Here is a 17,404-nt window from a genome sequence, read left to right on the forward strand (position 1 = left end):
AGTAGCGCTCCGGAACAAAGTCACGCGCATCCCGGGCGCGGTCCGGCACCTGGTGCCGGATGCGGGCGGGGCGGTGCTCTGGACGCATGCCGAGCAGGTGCTGAGCACGCTGCTGGGGCGCGCCGCAGGCCGTTGAGGCGTCGGACGCACAGAAGGACCCCCGCCTGTCACGTCCAGGCGGGGGTCCCCCCTTCATCCGCCTGCCCGGTGAAGGTTGAGAAGACGATCACGAGGCAGGACGTTCGAGCGTGCCTCCCGGTCAGGGGGCGAGCAGGAGTACGTCGGCGCGCTCCTTGGCGGCCGCGTAACGCTTCGCCACGTCCTGCCAGTTGACGACGGCCCACATCGCCTCGATGAAGTCGACCTTCTGGTTCTTGTACTGGAGGTAGAAGGCGTGCTCCCAGGCGTCGAAGACCAGGACCGGGACGGAGCCCTGGCCGACATTGCCCTGATGGTCGTAGACCTGCTCGACGATCAGCCTGCCGCTGACCGGCTCGTACGCGAGGACGCCCCAGCCGGAACCCTGAGTGGTGGCCGCGGCCTTCGTCAGCTGTGACTTGAAACCGGCGAACGAGCCGAACGACTCGGTGATCGCGTCCGCGAGGTCACCGACCCCGTCGGCCGCGAGGGGCTCGCCGCCGCCGTCGCCGGTCATGTTGTGCCAGTAGATCGAGTGCAGGATGTGGCCGGAGAGATGGAACGCGAGGTTCTTCTGGAGCCCGTTGATCGCTCCCCAGGCCTCCTTGCCGCGTGCCTCCTCCAGCTGCTCCAGGGTGTCGTTCGCACCCTTCACATAGGCGGCGTGGTGCTTGTCGTGGTGGAGCTCGATGATCTGTGGATTGATGACCGGTTCGAGCGCCGCGTAGTCGTACGGGAGTTCCGGAAGCGTGTACGTGGCCATGTGGTCGAACCCTCCAGCTGCTGTCCTGTTGTTATTGCAACCTATGTGCAAGAGCAGGCTAGCAGCAGGAGGGGGCGAAGGTGATCAGCCCTTCGGACCAGGACTCGTCTCTCCTGCCGGCCGAGGACGGAGCGATGCGGCGCCGCTGCCAGGGCGGAGTCGCATCGAGAGCGGCGGCGAGTTCGGGGATCGTGGGCCTGGCTGCCGGGTCGGGGCGGAGGCAGCCGTCGATGGCCATGGCGAGATCACGGGGGAGGCGCTCCACGCGTCGTAGAGGTCGAGCCGGCCGGTCCGGGCCAGGTGTGCCAGGACCACGTACCCCGGCACGGGTTTCGTTCCGAGGGCGAGCGGCGGGGCCGGCCGGGCTGTGGCGCGGCTCATGGGAGAACCTTCCGTGGGGATGGGGGGCCGGCGAGGGCGGGGCCGGTCACTTCGTTCAGCCGGTGCAGCCGGGCGTAGGCTCCGCCGCGCAGGAGCAGGTCTTCGTGCGTTCCGTACTCGACGACCCGGCCGCGGTCCAGCACCACGGTGGATGTGGCGTCGCGGACGGTGAACAGGTTGTGGGAGATGACGATGGTGGTCCGCCCGGCCATGAGCCGGCGCAGCGGTTCCATGATCCGGCGGCCCGACCGGGCGTCCAGGCCGGTGGTCGGTTCGTCCAGGAGCAGTACGGGTGCGTCCCTGATCATCGCGCGGGCGATCGCGAGGCGCTGGGCCTGCCCGCCGGACAGCGTTCGGCCACGCTGGCCCACCAGGGTGTCGTAGCCCTCGGGCAGCAGCTGGATGAAGTCGTGGGCGTCGGCGGCGCGGGCCGCCGCGACGATGTCCGCCTCCGACGCGTCCGGGCGGCCGTAGGCGATGTTCTCCCGTACGGTGCCGTGGAAGACCAGCGTCTCCTGGAGGACCACCGCGACGTTCTCGCGCAGCTCGGACAGCTGGAGGTCCCTCAGATCGGTCCCGTCGAGAAGGATTGCGCCCCGGTCCGGGTCGTAGAAGCGCAGTTGAAGCTTCCCGACCGTGGATTTACCGGCACCGCTCGCGCCGACCAGTGCCAGCGTCGTGCCGGGCGTCACGTGGAACGACACGTCCAGGAGCGCCCACCGGGGCGTACCCGGATAGCGGAAGCAGACGCCGCGGAACTCGATGTCGCCCCGGGCACGCCCGATCCGTCGGGCGTCGGCGGCTTCGACGACCTGGGGGCGCTGGTCGAGCAACTCGATGATCCGCTCGGCGGAGGCGGACGCCGCGTAGAACGTGTTGGCGAGGTGGGACAGGTCGCGGATCGGACTGTAGAGATTGCCCAGCAGCGCGAGGAAGACGAGCAGCCCGCCCAACGTGAGCTGACCCTGCGCCAACTTCCATGTGCCCAGGCCCATGACGGCCAGCCCGCCGGCCAGCTCGATGACGTCGACGATCGGGCCGTAGACGGCGCGGATGCGCGCCGAGGTCATCGCCGCGCGGAACTTGCCCACACTCTCGCGTTCGAACCGTCGATCCTCCGACTCCTGCCGGTTGTACGCCTGCACCAGCGCGATGTTGCCGAGTGACTCCTCGGCGATCGCGCTGATGGAGCCGCTGCGCCGCCGCCGCTCGCGCGATGCGGCCTTGATCAGCCGGGAGAAGCGCCGGGCCGCCCACCAGAAGAGCGGCACGATGACGAGCGCGAGGAGAGTCAGATCCCACCGCAGGTAGAACAGCAGGCCGAGGAAGACGCCCAACCGGATCACGTAGTACAGGCCGTCCGCCACCCCCGAGAGGAGGAACGTCTCGACCGCGTCGACATCGCCGGTGATACGCGACAGTACGTCCCCCAGCCGTCGCCGTTCGAAGAACCCGAGTGAGAGGCCCTGGACGTGCCGGAACACATCCGACCGAAGGGTCAGCAGGAAATGCTCGCTCACCCAGGTGGAGGTCACATCGTCGGCGAATCCCAGAACGCCGGAACAGATGATGAGCCCTGCGTATGCCAGGGCGATCCAGAGGAAGGGGCGCAGATCGCGCGGAACGAGGACGTCGTCCACCACGACTTTGAACAGCCAGATCTCGGCCGCGTCGACGACGGGTCCGGCCATGCTGAAGACGACTACCGGAACGAGCCAGCGCCGGCCACCGCGTGTATAGGGCCAGAACCGCCGAAACGCCTCACGCGGCGCCACGGGCGGCGCGGCGGCGACGACTGCGTCGGGATCATCGGCCACCGACAGCAGCCGCCGCAGCACATGAAGCGAGACACGCCTCATAAGACGCGTTCCTCAAAGATTGCCGGCCGGGCGGACCAAGAGCCCGGGCCCGCTCGGCCGTCCTGCGCGATCACCAGCGGTGATCGCGGTGGCCGCCGTGACCGTGACCGTGGTCGTGGTCGTGGTCGTGACCACGGTGGCCACGATGGTCCCTTCCGTTGTCGTCGAAGCGCCGCGACGTGTCTCTCATGTCGTGACGGCTCGCGGGGATGAGATGACTGAAGATCGCCATGAGCTTCCCTCCTGAAGAGGTTTCCAGACGGAGTACGCTCCGGAGCGCTCGGGGGATTGCCTTTTTCAGGAAATTTTCGTACCCGGGTCCGCCGGCGGTCTTCGCCGCGCGCGGATGCCGGGCTCTGTGCCATTCCTTCCACCGCGCCGGGGTTGCCCGGCGCAGGCAATCCCTGCGGGCCCGTGTTACGTAAGGAGTATGCGCAGGATTGGCATACCCCTGGAGCGGGTGCCCGACGAAGCGCTGCTGGCCGGGCTCATGACAGGCGACCCCGAGATCGCCGTGGCCTTCGTCCGGCGGTTCCAGCATCGGGTCTTCGGCGTGGCCATCGCCGTGGTGGGTGATGTCCAGCTCGCCGAGGACATCGCTCAGCAGACCTTCGAGCGTGCCTGCCTTCACGCTCAGGTCTACGACCCGCGCCGGGGATCGGTGCCCACCTGGCTGGCGGCCATCGCACACAACCTCGCGATCGACGCCGTACGCGCGCGCAAGGCCACTCCGGTCGACCCCGCAGACCTGGAGAACATGATGGAGACCATCACGGACACACCGGAGCGGCATGCACTCTCCACCGAGACCGTGGCGGAACTGCGCCGCGCGGTCGGCACGCTGCCGCGGGAGCAGGCGCGTGCTCTGGTGATGGCAGGGATCTACGGGATGACGGCTCAGCAGGTCGCCGACGCCGAGGAGATACCGCTCGGTACCGCCAAGACCCGGATAAGGACGGCCATGGGCAAGGTCCGGGCGTCGCTCGCGACCAGGCAGGTGGACCATGACTGACAACAGCGGGTTCAGCTGTGAGCAGCTCCGGGAGATCGGCGCGGAACTGGCGCTCGGCGTGCTGCCCGCCGAGGACCGGGCCGGGGCGATGGACCACCTGGAGCACTGCCCCGCCTGCCGCGAATACGTCCACGAGCTGACGGCCACGTCGGACGCGCTGCTGGATCTTGTCCCCGGCAGCGAACCGCCGGTCGGCTTCGAGGACAGGGTGATCGACCGGCTCGGGCTCTCCTCCGGGCGACGGCCGCGCCGGCGCGTGCAGTGGCGGCGGTTCGCCCTCGCTGCGGCGGCAGCGGCGGCGGGCCTCGCCCTCGGTGGCGGCGGTTGGGTGCTCGGCGCATCCGTCGGTCGTCCGGTCCCGGTCGCGCCCATCGTCTCCCCGGTGCAACCGCGGCTGCTCACCGCCCAACTCGCCCACGCGGGCCAGTCGTTCGGACAGGTCTACCTCTACACCGGGCCCTCGCCCTGGTTGTACATGGCGGTGGACGCCGACGGGCACTCCGGCACCGTCCGCTGCCAGTTGCAGCGGGCCGACGGCTCCATCGTCAAGGTCGGTTCCTTCACGCTCAGTGACGACGGCTACGGCTCCTGGGGTGGGCCCTACCTCGCCGGCACATCCCCCGTCACCGGCGTCCGCCTGCTCAACGCGGACGGCTCCCTGCTCGCAAGTGCCACCTTCAACCAGCTCCACAGCTGAGGGGGCGGGGATCGGCCGGCGGTCCGCGTCCTGGGACCGGGAACGGGTGCTCATGCGCGGGCGTGCGTACGGGCCGCGGCGAGCCGGGCCAGATGGTCCTCGTACGCCTTCGCATAGAACACCGCCCGCTCCGGGTCCGGTTCGACGACCTTCGTCGGGGCCGTCCAGGCAGCCGTGTCCAGCCGCGCACCGAAGCGCTGCGCCGCCGCGAGCACCGCGCCCCGCGCACCGACCTCGCCCTCCACGATCCGGACCGGCCGGCCCAGCACATCGGCGAACAGGCGCATCCAGGCAGGGGAGCGGGTGCCGCCGCCGCACAGGGCGAGGGTGCCGGTGAGGCCCGCGGCCTCCAGGCAGTGGCGGGCGGCGAAACCGATGCCCTCGCAGACCGCGCGGATCAGATCAGCCGGGGTGGTCTCCAGGGACACACCGGTCAGCTCGGCTCGCAGGCGCGGCTCGACGAATGGCGCGCGTTCGCCGGACGGGGCGAAATAGGGGAGCACGCGAACACCGTTCGCGCCGGGCGCAGTGGCGGCGAGGAGCGAGTCGACCTCAGTGTGGCGTACGCCGGTGGTGGTCAGGATCCAGTCGAGGGCCGCGGTGCCGACCATCGCGGGCATGGCGCGCAGCCAGTGGCCCGGGCGGTCGGTGGAGATGTGCAGACCCGCCGACTCTCCATCCAGATCGAGCCGCTCCGTGGCCACCAGCGCGGCCAGGCAGGTGCCGACGATCAGCAGACCGTCGCCGGGACGAGTGACGCCCGCGCCCAGTGCGGAGGCCGGCAGATCGTACGGGCCGTTGGATATCCGCACCCCGGAGGGGAGTTCGGCGGTGGCGACCGGATCGCTGACCGGGGCGAGGAGCGAGGCCCGGTGGCCGAGGCCCAGCGCGGCCACGACATCCAAGGAGTACATACGGGTCATCGGGTCCAGGAACGGCATCGACGCATCGGAGACATCCGTGGCCCGGACCCCCGTCAGACGCTGGAACACCATGTCCTTGCAGTACAGGGCGGTCGTCGCCGCGTCGAGCGAGGCCGGGTCGTGACGGTCGAGCCAGGCCAGCACCGGGCCCGGACAGCCCGGGAACATCGCGCTGCCGGTGCGCCGGTAGACGGCTCCGAAGACACCGGATGCCAGCCAGGCGTCGACCAGTTCATGGGCTCGGCCGTCCATCCAGGAGATCGCTGTACGCACCGGCCGGCCCGCCGCGTCGACCAGCCAGACGCCGTCGCCCTGACCGGTGAGGCCGGCGAACGCGACCCCGTCGGAGCCCAGCGCGGCCAGGACCTCGCAGACCGCCCCGTACACCTCGTCCATGTCCTGCTCCACGAAACCGCCGCGGATCGTGAGCCCCACCGGGCGGGATTCGACGGCCAGCGTGCGGCCCTGCGGGTCGAAGGCCGCGGCCTTCACCATGGATGTGCCGACATCGATGCCGATGTACCTCGTCATGGGACAGGCTCCCCTCACAGCGCGTGGGCGAGCGGTTCGCCCCGCACATAGCGCGCCACCTCGGCCGCGGCGATCCGGGCCGCCTTCTGCGCGACCGACCGGCTGGCGCCCGCCACATGCGGGGTCATCAGCAGATGCGGAGTGCGCAAGAGCCGTGACGTGGGCGGGGGCGGCTCCTGCTCGTACGTGTCGAGCGCCGCGGCCCGCAACTGCCCCGAGTCCAGGGCGTCGCACAGCGCCTCCGTGTCCAGCAGCCCACCCCGGGCCGCGTTCACGAGGACCGCGCCACGCGGCAGCAGGGCCAGTTCGCGGGCGCCGATGAGATGCCGGGTCTCCGGGGTGAGCCGGGCATGCAGGGTGAGGACGCGGGAGCGGTCCAGGAGCGCCTCCAGCGAGGTGGCGCGCATGCCGTGGACGTCGCCGCGCACATACGGGTCGTACACCTCGACCTCGGCGCCGAACGCGGAGAGTACCCGGGCCACCCGGCTGCCGACCGCGCCGTAACCGATCAGGCCGACGGGGGTGTCCTCCAGTTCCAGGCCGCAGTTCTCGTACGTGTAGTGGGAGGCGTCCCAGCGGCCGTCGGCGGCGAGGGAGCGGTGGGCCTCGGGGATGCGGCGCAGGGCACAGAGCATCAGTCCCACGGTGAACTCGGCGGTCGCCGCCGCATTGCGTCCGGGCGCGAAACACACCCGCACACCCCGGGCCCGTGCCGCGGCCGCGTTCACATTGACCGGCCCGCCCCGGCAGACCACGACCAGCCGCAGATCGGGTGCGGCGGCCAGGACCCGCTCCGTGAACGGGCCCATCTGCGTCACGCACACCTCGACCCCGTCCAGGGCGCGGATCAGTGCGTCCTCGGCGTCGCTCGCCTCGTCGACCTCGGCGACCTTGCCGAAGGGCTCCAGGGGCCAGGGGAGGGTGAGTTCGGTGAGATGGTGCTCCGGGCCGAGAGCGTGGTGCAGGGCCTCGGCGATCAGGGAGTTACGGACGAAATGGTCACCGGCGACCAGAATCCTCGTCGCGGGGCGGACCGTCATGGGGCGGGTCATCGCAGAGCGTCTCCTGTCCGGGCGTCGAAGACATGGATGTGCCGGGGATCGGCGGTGATGCGTACGGTGTCGTCCCGGTCGAGCCGTACCTCCGGACCGGTCGCGACGACCAGCGGCTTCGCCACCCCGTCGAGCGAGAGCGTGGCGATGCCGGATTCCAGCAGGGGTTCATGGGCGGCGACCCGGGCCCGTACACCCGTGTCATCCAGGCGCAGGTCCTCCGGGCGGATGCCGAGCACCACCGCTCGCCCCGCCGCGGGCGGCTGCGGTACGGGGATGCGCACGGAGTCCGAGAGGCGCACCCCGCCCGCCCCGTCGGCCGTCCCCGGCAGCAGATTGATCGCCGGTTCCCCGACGAAGTCGGCGACGAACAGATTCACCGGGGCGTCGTAGATCTCCTCGGGCGTGCCGAGCTGCTGGATCTCGCCGTCCCGCATCACCGCGATCCGGTCGGCGAGCGACAGCGCCTCCTCCTGGTCGTGCGTGACGAGGATGGTGGTGTGGCCGCTGTCCCGCTGGATGCGTTTCAACTCACGCCGGGTGGTGTCCCGTTGGGCTGCGTCCAGGTGGGAGAGCGGTTCGTCGAGGAGCAGCACGTCGGGGGTGCGGATCAGGGCGCGGGCCAGAGCGACCCGCTGCTTCTGGCCGCTGGAGAGTCCGGCAGGCCGGGAGCCCAGGAGGTCCGTGATCCCGATGCGTTCGGCCATGTCGCCGACCCGGCGGCGGATCTCGGCCCGCCCGTACCGGCGCCGGGCGGAGAGTCCGAAGCCGAGATTCTCCGCGACGGTCAGCGGCGGATACAGGGCGTAGTTCTCGAACGCCACCCCGATATTGCGCTGTTGGGCCGGGAGCGGCACCACGGACGAGCCGCTGATGAGGATGTCGCCGTCGGTGACCGACTCCAGTCCGGCGATCATCCGCAACGTTGTGGACTTGCCGCAGCCGGACGGGCCGAGCAGCCCCAGCAGCTCGCCGGAGCGCAGCTCGATGTCGATGGAGCGGACGGCTTCGACGGCGGCCCGGCCGCGTCCGGTGTAGGTCTTGCGCAGTGCGCGCAGGGTCAGTTCAGTCACCCGTCATCGCCGCCTCCTGTTCCGGGTTCCCGGCCGGTGCCGCAGACCTCGTAGGGCACCTTGTGCTCGTCGAGTTCGCGCAGTGCCCGGTCCGACGCCCCGTCGTCGACCAGCAGCAGATCGAAGCGGGAGAGCGGGGCGAGCCGGTGCAGGGCCACCCGGCCCAGCTTGGAGTGGTCGAGCAGCAGCACATTGCGGCTCGCCGAGTCGAGCATCGCCCGCTTGACGGAGACGATGTGCTGCTCCTGGTGGTAGGCGTAACCGCCGGACACGGCAGAGGTGGAGGTGAAACAGATGTCGACCTGGAGCGACTGCACCGCCTCCACGCACGAGACGCCGAGGAACGAGGAGTGCAGCGGGTCGAAGTCGCCGCCGAGTCCCATCAGATGGATGCCGCGCTCCTGCGACAGCAGGTTGATCGCTTCGAGGAAGTTGGTGACGACGGTCAGCGGAGTGATGGAGCGCAGCCTGCGCGCGATCTCCAGCGTGGACGTCGAATCGTCGAGCATCACCGCCATGCCCGGCTCGATGAGCTGCAGGGCCCGTTCGGCGACGGCGGCCTTCTCGGCGCGCATCGTCTTCAGCCGGTAGGAGACGTTCGACTCGAAGACGCCGGAGGGCTGGGCGGTGACACCGCCGCGGAACTTGCGGACGATGCCCTGTCGTTCCAGCTCGTCCAGATCGCGGTGGATGGTCATCAGGCTGACGTCGAAACGCTCCGCCAGTTCGGCGGCGCTCACCTCGCCCTGCGCGAGGACGTACTCGGCTATGGATGCCTGGCGCGGGGCGGGGCCCCGCTGCGAAACGTTGCTCACGTGCTGATCCTTCGTCCTGGACGTGCCGGCCGGTCGGCCTCGAACAGCAGCAGACTCTCAGGCGGTACGGAGAGCCGGACCGGACGGTCGGGTCTCAGGCCCGCCGCGTCGGCGCGCGGGACGACGAGGGACAGCTGCTGTCCGCCGATCCTGACCGTGACCTCGGTGGCCCGGCCCAGCAGCTCGGTGACGTGAACGGTGCCGGTCAGCTCCAGGGCCGGGCCCTTGCCGGTGCCGGCCGGCTCCACGCCTGAGCCCTCGCCGGGCCCCAGGAGAACGATGTCCCTCGGCCGTACGCCCAGTTGGACCGCGGTGCCCGGCGGCGTGGGCATCGCCAGCGGCAGCTCGTACGCCCCGTCCGGCGACCGGAAGTGCCCCGTTGCCGTCACCGTTCCCGGCAGCAGATTGATCCGGGGTCTGCCGAAGGACCGGGCGACGAAGGTGTCGTACGGGCGGTGCCACAGCTCCTCGCGGGTGCCGGTCTGCACCATGCGGCCGTCCCTGATCACCCCGATCCGGTCCCCGAGCGCCAGCGCCTCCACCGAGTCGTGGGTGACGTACAGCGTGGTCGTGCGCCGGACCGAGCCGATCGCCCTCAGTTCCGCGCGCATCGCCTGCCGCAGCTTCGCGTCGAGATGCGACAGCGGCTCGTCGAGCAGGAACGCCCGGGCCGGCCGCACCAGCACCCGGCCGAGCGCCACCCGCTGCCGCTGACCGTTGGAGAGCCGGCCCACCGGACGGTCCAGCAGGGCCCCGATGCCGAGGAGTTCGGCAATATCGCCGATCCGCTCGCGCGCCTCGTGCGCGGGGAGGCGGTGGCGCGGCGAGCGGAGCGGGGACGCGAGATTGTCGTACGCGGTGCGGTGCGGATACAGGGCGTACGACTCGAAGCACATGGCCACGCCCCGGTCGTACGGCTCCACGCCCGCCATGTCCACCCCGCCCAGCTCGACCGCACCGGAGTCCGGCTCCTCCAGGCCCGCGATCGTCTTGAGCGTGGTCGTCTTCCCGGCGCCGGACGGGCCGAGCAGACAGAAGAACTCGCCCTCGGCCACCTCCAGGTCCAGGCCGTCGAGCGCGGTGTTCTTCCCGTACCTCTTGTGCACGGAACGCAGCGCGATGGCTGCGGGGCCGGTCAGGACTTCACCGCCCCGAACGACAGGCCGCGCACCAGGTAGCGCTGGATGGTGAGCGCCAGCAATAGCGGCGGGACCACCGAGACCAGGGCCGCCGCGGCCGTCAGGTTGTACTTGGGCCGGTCGCCGCCGAGGAAGGACAGCGCGCCGACCGTCACCGTCTGCGCGTTCGACGATGTGAGGATCAGCGGGAAGACGAAGTTGTTCCACGCGAAGATGAACGCCAGCAGCGAGACGGCCGCGATCCCCGGCTTCACCAGCGGCAGCGCGACCTTGAAGAACGCCTGCTTGCGGGTGTAGCCGTCCAGCAGCGCCGCCTGCTCCAGCTCGGGAGACAGATCGGAGAAGTACGACCGCATGATCCAGACGATCAGCGGGAGCGTCACCAGCTGCAGCACCCACACCATGCCGACATACGTATCGAAGAGTCCGAGCTTCTGGTAGAGCACGAACAGCGGGATGATGACGGTGAGTTCGGGTGCGAAGCGGAACGAGAGCAGGGTGAACATCAGATTCTCCGAGCCGCGGAACCGCCACCGCGCGGCGGCGTACGCGGCGGGCAGCCCGATCACCAGCGACAGTGCGACCGCGCCCACCGACACGACCAGGCTGTTGACGAAGAACCGCACGAACGGCACGCCCTGGTCGTCCCCGGCGCCGAGGACCGTGCGGTAGGAGTCGAAGGTCGGGGTGAACGAGAAGTACGTACTGAACAGCTCGTTCGTCGGCTTCAGCGACAGGATCACCATCCAGGCGACCGGGAACAGCGCGAAGACGAAGTAGAGGATCAGCGCCAGGTCGGCGGCGACGGCGAGCACCCTGCGCTTCATCCCGGCACCTCCGCCGCCCGGTTCTGGATCCGGCCGAGATAGCGCACCAGCACCATCGTGACCAGGTAGACCACGGCCCACAGCACCACCATGTAGCTGATCCCGAACGAGTAGCGCTGGAAGCGGATCGCCTCCAGATAGGCCCGGATCTGGAGCACCATCGTCGAGTCGCCGGGGCCGCCCTCGGTCAGTGCGTAGATGATGTCGAAGACCTTCAGCGAGTCCATGAACCGGAAGATCACGGCCACCAGGACGTACGGCCACAGCATCGGCAGGGTGAGGCGCCGGAAGGTGAACCACCAGCCCGCCCCGTCGACGGCCGCCGCCTCGAAGGGCGAGGCGGGCAGCGAGCGCAGACCGGCCAGCGCGAGGATCGCGACGAACGGTGTGTAGACCCACACGTCCACGGTGATCGACGACAGCAGGGCGCCCGTCGGGGTGTCCGTCCACTGCACACCGCCGAGGCCGAATGGCTTCAGGAGGTGGTTGATGACGCCGACCGACGGCTGGAGCATCAGCTTCCACATGATCGCGGCGATCACCGGCGCGATCATCAGGGGCAGGATCAGGATCTTCTCCAGCACCCGTCCCACGAAGCTCGCCCGGTGCAGCAGCAGGGCCACGGCCACCCCGAGCACCGTCTCGACGGCCGCCGCGCCGATCGCGTACGCCACCGTCACCCGCGCCGAGTCCCAGAACGAGGACTGGGTGAAGATCCGCCGGTAGTTCTCGATGCCCACCAGGTCCGGCTGCGGTTTGCTCGCCGCGAAGTCGAACACCGTGTAGTAGAGGCCGAGTCCGAACGGATAGAGGATGCCGCCGGTCAGCAGCAGCGCGGGCACGATCAGCAGGTACGGCCGCAGCGGGCGGCGCCATGCCGGTACCGCCCGCACCGCCCGCTTCCCGGCCCCCGCGCCGGAGGCCGCCCCGTGGTTGGCCTCCGGCACGGGCGACGCGCGTCCTGACATCGGTCAGCCGACCTTCGACGCCAGATCGCCGGCCAGAGAGTTCAGTACGGACGAGGCGTTCTTCCCGCCGTAGATCTCCTGGAGCGCGGCGGCCCAGCTGGTCGTCGCGTCGAAGAACTGCTCCTGCGGGGTGAACTGGATCTTCGTCTGGTCGACGACCGTCTCGAACGTCTCGATGAAGCCGGGGATGGCCCGCATCTTTGCCTTGTACGCGGGGTCCTGACCGACCGACTTCCGTACCGGGTCGATGTGGTTGTACTCGATCGCACCCTTGCGCAGATGCTCCTTGCCGGTCGCCCACTGGAGGAAGAGCCAGGCCGCGGACTTGTTGCGGCTCTTGGCGTTCATGCCGAGCGACCAGATCCACATGTTCGTGGCGAGCGAGCCGTCGGGGCCCTTGGGACCGGGGTGGAAGGCGATCTTCCCGGAGGCGGGGGAGGCCCCCTTCACCGCCTGGAAATAGGCGGCGGTGTCCGCGTCGAAGAGCATCCCCGCCTTCTTCGCGCCGAGGTCGCTGGAGCACTGGTACCAGGTGTACGAGGTCCAGGACGGCGGCCCGCCCTTCTTGACCATCTCCGCCCAGTCCCGGGTGAACGCGATCGCCTCCGGGGAGTTCATCGCGGGCTTCACCCTGCCGCCCTCGACGGTGAAGTCCTTCAGCCCGTTACGCGCGTACATCGTCATGAAGCCCGGATGGATCGTCGCCCAGCTGCGCGAGCCGCGCACCGCGACCCCGTACATCCCGTCGAAGCCCGCACCCGGCGCCCGGCGGGTGATGGCCCCGGCCACCTCGCGCAGCTCGTCGAAGGTCTCGGCGGGCTTCAGGCCGAGCTTCTCGAACACCTCGGTGTTGTACGCGACGACATTGGTCTCCCAGCCCCACGGCAGCGCGTACTGCCCGCCCTGCCCGAGCGGGGCGCCCGCCTTCAGCGACCACTGGTCGGATGCAAGAAGGTTGGGGAAGAAGTCCGCCTGGTCCCATTCGGCCCCGGTCGCCGAGGAGTTGAGCATCCATGGGCCGAGATCCTCCAGCCAGCCCGGCGGGCCGTACTGCCACACCATGTATGCGCCGAGCATGAACACGTCGTAGGAGGCACGTCCGCTGGAGAGGTCGACGGTGAGCTTGTCGAAGTAGTTGTCCTCGGGAAAGACGTCGTACTCCACCTTGATGCCGGTCTTCTCGGTGAACGCCTTCAGATCGGCGATCAGGGCATCGGTGTACGGATGTTTGTTGAGCAGCGCCTTGACCGTCCTGCCCTTGGCCCGCTTCCAGTCGAAGGGGCCGGTGACATCGTCGGCCGCGGAGCCGTCGCCCTTGCTGTTGCCACCCCCGAAGCCCGCGCCGCAGGCGGTGAGCAGCGGAGCGGCGGACGCGGCCGCCGCCGCGCCGATGGCGAGGAACCGTCGCCGGTCGTGCGCGTGCATGTCCATCCGTGACCTCCACGGTCCGGCCGGAGATGAGTTGGGGCGGTGCCCATTCACACGTTGAATCGACTGGTTAACAGAGCTTGGAACAACGGAAGTTGGCCGTCAATCCCTCGCGCAACGGAAATTCTCGGTGCAGAGTGAGAAGTTCACAGAGGGGGCCGATATGTGGATGGGCATCGATCTCGGGACGCAGAGCGTCCGTGCGGTGGTGGCAGGAGACCGCGGCGAGATACTCGGCAGCGGCTCCGCCCCGCTCGCGGGCAGACGTGACGGTGTACGGCATGAGCAGCGGCCCCTCGACTGGTGGACGGCCGTGTGCGTGGCCAGCCGCCAGGCACTGCGCGACTGCCCCGCACCGCGCGCACTCGCCGTCTGCGCCACCTCCGGCACCGTTCTGCTCGGCGACCGGGATGGACGGCCGCTGACCCCGGGGGTGATGTACGACGACGGGCGCGCCGTGGCCGAGGCGGCCAGGGCCCGGACCCCGCCCAGCTGGGCGCTGCCCAAGGTGATGTGGCTGCTGCGGGAGTACGGGGGAGGAGCGGGCGACACCGTACGGGTCATGCATCAGGCCGATCTGATCCTGGCACGGCTCGCCGGGACCCCTCTGCCCACCGACTCCAGCCACGCCCTGAAGACCGGCTACGACCTGGAGCGGGACGCCTGGCCGCACCGGAGGTTCGGGAAGCTGGGCCTGCCGGACGGACTGTTCCCGGACGTGGTGCGGCCGGGCCGGCGGATCGGCGAGGTGGGGCGGGCGGCGGCCGAGGAGACCGGGATTCCGGCGGGCACGCTCCTGGTGGCCGGGATGACGGACGGGTGCGCGGCGCAGATCGCCTCCGGTTCGCTCACCGTGGGCTCCTGGAATTCGGTGCTCGGTACGACGCTGGTGCTGAAGGGGGTCACCTCGTCTCCGGTCGTGGACCGGGCCGGGGTGGTCTACAACCACCGTGCTCCGGACGGCCGCTGGCTGCCGGGCGGCGCCTCGGGGGTCGGCGGCGGGGTGCTGGCCGCCGGCTTCCCGGACGTGGACCCGATTCGCATGGACGCGCTGGCCCGCGAGCACGAGCCGGCGCGCGTGGTGGCGTATCCGCTGGTGGCGAGGGGGGAGCGCTTCCCCTTCGTGGCGCCGGAGGCCACCGGGTTCCTGCTTGGCGAGCCCGCCTCCGACGCCGACCACTGGCTGGCCCTGCTGACCGGGGTGGGCCTGGTCGAACGGCTCTGCTTCGACTACCTCGACCTGCTCGGCGCCCAGCAGTACGACCGGCTCACCTTCACCGGCGGCGCGGCCCGCAGCGGCTACTGGAGCCGGCTGCGCGCCGACATCCTGGGCCGGTCCGTGTACATCCCGCAGTACAGCGAACCCGCACTCGGCATGGCGATCCTCGCCGCGTACGGGGCGGGGACCGGGACCAGCCTGATCAGGACAGCGGGTGCGATGGTGCGGCTGCGGCACGTGCTGCACCCGCACCCGGTGCGTACCGCGTGGTACACCGAGTCGTACCTCACGCTGGTGGACGAACTGGAGCGACGCGGCTGGCTCCCCGGCCCGGTCGCCGCCCACGCCCGTACCCGAACGGAGAAACCATGACCGCCCGTCCCAGCGCCACCCTGCTGCTCGCCCGCCACGGTCAGACCGTCTGGCACGCGGAGAACCGCTACGCCGGGGTCAGTGACATCGCCCTCACGGACGAAGGACGCCGCCAGGCCGGGCAGCTGGGCGAGTGGGCGGCCCGGCACCCCGTCGACGCGATCTGGACGTCGACGCTCACGCGCGCGATCGAGACGGCAGAGCCCGCATGCTGGGCGCTCGGTCTCGTCCCCCGGCGCGAACACGACCTGCGCGAATGCGATTTCGGTGAGGTGGAGGGGCGCACCCTGGCGGAGTTCGCGGCCGAGCACCCGGAGCGGGCCCGGGAGTACCGCGCAGACCCGGTGACCCACCCCTTCCCCGGTGCCGAGGACCCCCGGTCGGCGGCGGCCCGGGGGGCGATGGCGCTGCGCCGGATCGCGGACGGGCACCCGGGGCAGCGGGTGCTGGTCGTCGCGCACAACACACTGCTGCGGCTCGTGCTGTGCGAACTGCTGTCGATTCCGCTGGGCGCCTACCGCCGGGTCTTCCCGCGGCTGCAGAACGTAGCGGTGAGCGAGCTGCGGATCGGGGAGGAGGGCGGTGCGCTGCTCTCCCTCAATGTGCCGTGCACACCGGACGTCAGCCCTTGACGGCCACGGACCGCCGCTGCCGTACGACACCGATGGCCGCCAGTACGGCGGTCAGGGCGCCGGACGCCACCAACTGGTCACGGGTGTCCGGCTCGCGCAGCATCAGGACGAAGATGCCGAGCATGGCCAGGAGCGCCACCACCGTCAGGACCGGGAAGAGCCACATCCGTACGACGAGCTTCTCCGGGGCCTCGCGCTCCAGCCGGTCGCGAAGGATCACCTGGGAGAGGGCGATGAAGATCCAGACGACGAGGATCACCGCGCCGATCATGTTGAGCAGCCACGGGAAGACGTCGTCGGGGCGCCAGTAGCTGAGCAGCACGCACAGGAAGCCGAACACGGACGAGACCAGGACGGCCGTGCGCGGGACGCCCGAGGAGATCCTGCCGAGCCGCTTCGGGCCCTGGCCACGGGCGACCAGCGAACAGGCCATGCGCGAGGCGCCGTAGATGTTGGCGTTCATCGCCGAGAGCAGAGCGACCAGGATGACCACGTTCATGATCTCCGCGGCGCCGGTGATGCCGAGGTGGTCCAGGGCCGCGTAGAACGGGCCGACCTCCACGACCTTCGGGTCGTTCCACGGGACCAGCGTGACGACGACCGCCATCGAGCCGACGTAGAAGAGCGCGATCCGCCACATCGCCGTCCGCACGGCCTTGGCGACACCCTGCACCGGGTTCTCGGACTCGGCCGCTGCGATGGTGACGGTCTCCAGACCGCCGTACGCGAAGACGGAGGCGAGCAGTCCGATCACCAGGCCCTCGGCGCCGTTCGGCATGAAGCCGCCATCTCCCTTGAGGTTGGTGGTGCCGGGGGCGTCCGTACCGGGCAGTACACCGAGGATCGCCAGCACACCCAGGACCAGGAAGAGCGTGATCGCCACGACCTTGAGGGCTGCGAACCAGAACTCGAACTCGCCGAACTTCTCCACCGAGGCCAGGTTCGTGCCCAGGAAGACCACCATGAACAGCGCGACCCAGGCCCACTCCGGCGTACCGGGCAGCCAGCCGGTGACGATCTTCGCCGCGCCGATGCCTTCCAGGCCGACGGCGACACAGAGCAGCACCCAGAACGCCCAGCCCACGGTGAACCCCGCCCACGGCCCTATCGCCCGCTCCGCATGGACGGAGAAGGAACCGGAGGCCGGGTTCGCGGCCGACATCTCGCCGAGCATCCGCATCACGAGCATGACCAGCAGCCCGGAGACGGCGTACGCGATGATGATCGACGGGCCGGCGGCGGCGATACCCGCGCCCGAGCCGACGAAGAGTCCGGCGCCGATGACACCGCCGAGGGCGATCATCGAAAGATGGCGCTGCTTGAGCCCGTGGGTGAGCGCCGAATCGGTCTTGGCGTCGGAGACGGCGACCGGGGAACCGGTGGGGGGAGACGCGGAATTCCGAGACATGGACAAGCTCTGTTCGGTAGTGAGACGTGGGGGGACGTGCGCGCACAGTCTGAGCACGCGCCCCGTTCACAGGGAACCGCTGTCCGCTATACGGGCGCGATGCTCACACAAGGTGCGCACCCGGGCACGGGACGACGGCCGGTGCGGTCGCCGGCCGGACCTGGGCG

At 70.1% G+C, this 17,404-nt stretch carries 17 protein-coding genes; 4 read left to right on the plus strand and 13 right to left on the minus strand.

Features of this window, described 5'->3' with window-relative positions; all coding sequences use genetic code 11:
* Nucleotides 1-259 precede the first annotated feature (259 nt).
* From OG609_RS27230 to OG609_RS27245, 4 genes are all read right to left on the minus strand, one after another.
* Nucleotides 260-901, minus strand: a complete 642-nt coding sequence (locus OG609_RS27230) for a superoxide dismutase (RefSeq protein WP_327275231.1) — start codon at nt 899-901, stop codon at nt 260-262.
* Nucleotides 902-959: 58 nt separating this feature from the next.
* Nucleotides 960-1,166 carry a hypothetical protein gene (locus tag OG609_RS27235; protein WP_327275232.1) on the minus strand — a complete coding sequence of 69 codons (207 nt, stop codon included), beginning with the start codon at nt 1,164-1,166 and terminating at the stop codon, nt 960-962.
* 112 nt (nt 1,167-1,278) lie between these two features.
* Nucleotides 1,279-3,141: an ABC transporter ATP-binding protein gene (locus OG609_RS27240; protein WP_327275233.1), complete on the minus strand. Its 1,863-nt coding sequence runs from the start codon at nt 3,139-3,141 to the stop codon at nt 1,279-1,281.
* Nucleotides 3,142-3,211: 70 nt separating this feature from the next.
* Complete coding sequence (locus tag OG609_RS27245; RefSeq protein WP_327275234.1) at nt 3,212-3,373, minus strand: hypothetical protein; 162 nt, start codon at nt 3,371-3,373, stop codon at nt 3,212-3,214.
* Nucleotides 3,374-3,571: 198 nt separating this feature from the next.
* Here OG609_RS27245 and OG609_RS27250 point away from each other — a divergent pair, with 198 nt between their 5' ends.
* Both OG609_RS27250 and OG609_RS27255 read left to right on the plus strand, forming a co-directional pair.
* Complete coding sequence (locus OG609_RS27250; RefSeq protein WP_327275235.1) at nt 3,572-4,153, plus strand: RNA polymerase sigma factor; 582 nt, start codon at nt 3,572-3,574, stop codon at nt 4,151-4,153.
* Complete coding sequence (locus OG609_RS27255; RefSeq protein ID WP_327275236.1) at nt 4,146-4,850, plus strand: anti-sigma factor family protein; 705 nt, start codon at nt 4,146-4,148, stop codon at nt 4,848-4,850. The genes OG609_RS27250 and OG609_RS27255 overlap by 8 nt, the downstream gene beginning before the upstream one ends.
* A gap of 50 nt (nt 4,851-4,900) precedes the next feature.
* Here the strand turns inward: OG609_RS27255 and OG609_RS27260 are convergent, their stop codons facing one another.
* Genes OG609_RS27260 through OG609_RS27295 form a run of 8 tightly spaced genes read right to left on the minus strand, consistent with a single transcriptional unit; the run spans nt 4,901 to nt 13,609 of the window.
* Nucleotides 4,901-6,304 carry an FGGY-family carbohydrate kinase gene (locus OG609_RS27260; protein ID WP_327275237.1) on the minus strand — a complete coding sequence of 468 codons (1,404 nt, stop codon included), beginning with the start codon at nt 6,302-6,304 and terminating at the stop codon, nt 4,901-4,903.
* A gap of 14 nt (nt 6,305-6,318) precedes the next feature.
* Nucleotides 6,319-7,356, minus strand: a complete 1,038-nt coding sequence (locus OG609_RS27265; RefSeq protein WP_442818011.1) for an NAD(P)-dependent oxidoreductase — start codon at nt 7,354-7,356, stop codon at nt 6,319-6,321.
* The gene (locus OG609_RS27270) at nt 7,353-8,429 is read right to left on the minus strand and encodes an ABC transporter ATP-binding protein (protein ID WP_327275238.1); all 1,077 of its coding nucleotides are present in this window, start codon (nt 8,427-8,429) and stop codon (nt 7,353-7,355) included. Before OG609_RS27270 ends, OG609_RS27265 begins: the two co-directional genes overlap by 4 nt.
* The gene (locus OG609_RS27275; RefSeq protein ID WP_327275239.1) at nt 8,426-9,244 is read right to left on the minus strand and encodes a DeoR/GlpR family DNA-binding transcription regulator; all 819 of its coding nucleotides are present in this window, start codon (nt 9,242-9,244) and stop codon (nt 8,426-8,428) included. The genes OG609_RS27270 and OG609_RS27275 overlap by 4 nt, the downstream gene beginning before the upstream one ends.
* Nucleotides 9,241-10,350, minus strand: coding sequence for an ABC transporter ATP-binding protein (locus tag OG609_RS27280; protein ID WP_327275240.1), 1,110 nt, complete (start codon nt 10,348-10,350; stop codon nt 9,241-9,243). The genes OG609_RS27275 and OG609_RS27280 overlap by 4 nt, the downstream gene beginning before the upstream one ends.
* Before the next feature lie 29 nt (nt 10,351-10,379).
* The gene (locus tag OG609_RS27285) at nt 10,380-11,210 is read right to left on the minus strand and encodes a carbohydrate ABC transporter permease (protein WP_327275241.1); all 831 of its coding nucleotides are present in this window, start codon (nt 11,208-11,210) and stop codon (nt 10,380-10,382) included.
* Complete coding sequence (locus tag OG609_RS27290) at nt 11,207-12,178, minus strand: carbohydrate ABC transporter permease (protein ID WP_327275242.1); 972 nt, start codon at nt 12,176-12,178, stop codon at nt 11,207-11,209. The genes OG609_RS27285 and OG609_RS27290 overlap by 4 nt, the downstream gene beginning before the upstream one ends.
* A gap of 3 nt (nt 12,179-12,181) precedes the next feature.
* Complete coding sequence (locus OG609_RS27295; protein ID WP_327275243.1) at nt 12,182-13,609, minus strand: ABC transporter substrate-binding protein; 1,428 nt, start codon at nt 13,607-13,609, stop codon at nt 12,182-12,184.
* Nucleotides 13,610-13,769: 160 nt separating this feature from the next.
* Between OG609_RS27295 and OG609_RS27300 the strand changes: the two genes are divergently transcribed.
* The gene (locus tag OG609_RS27300) at nt 13,770-15,197 is read left to right on the plus strand and encodes an FGGY-family carbohydrate kinase (RefSeq protein ID WP_327278203.1); all 1,428 of its coding nucleotides are present in this window, start codon (nt 13,770-13,772) and stop codon (nt 15,195-15,197) included.
* Nucleotides 15,194-15,829: a histidine phosphatase family protein gene (locus tag OG609_RS27305; protein WP_327275244.1), complete on the plus strand. Its 636-nt coding sequence runs from the start codon at nt 15,194-15,196 to the stop codon at nt 15,827-15,829. The genes OG609_RS27300 and OG609_RS27305 overlap by 4 nt, the downstream gene beginning before the upstream one ends.
* Here the strand turns inward: OG609_RS27305 and OG609_RS27310 are convergent.
* Complete coding sequence (locus OG609_RS27310) at nt 15,819-17,237, minus strand: amino acid permease (protein ID WP_327275245.1); 1,419 nt, start codon at nt 17,235-17,237, stop codon at nt 15,819-15,821. The genes OG609_RS27305 and OG609_RS27310 overlap by 11 nt on opposite strands.
* Nucleotides 17,238-17,404 lie beyond the last annotated feature (167 nt).

The sequence above is a fragment of the Streptomyces sp. NBC_01224 genome (genome assembly GCF_036002945.1).
Lineage (GTDB): Bacteria > Actinomycetota > Actinomycetes > Streptomycetales > Streptomycetaceae > Streptomyces.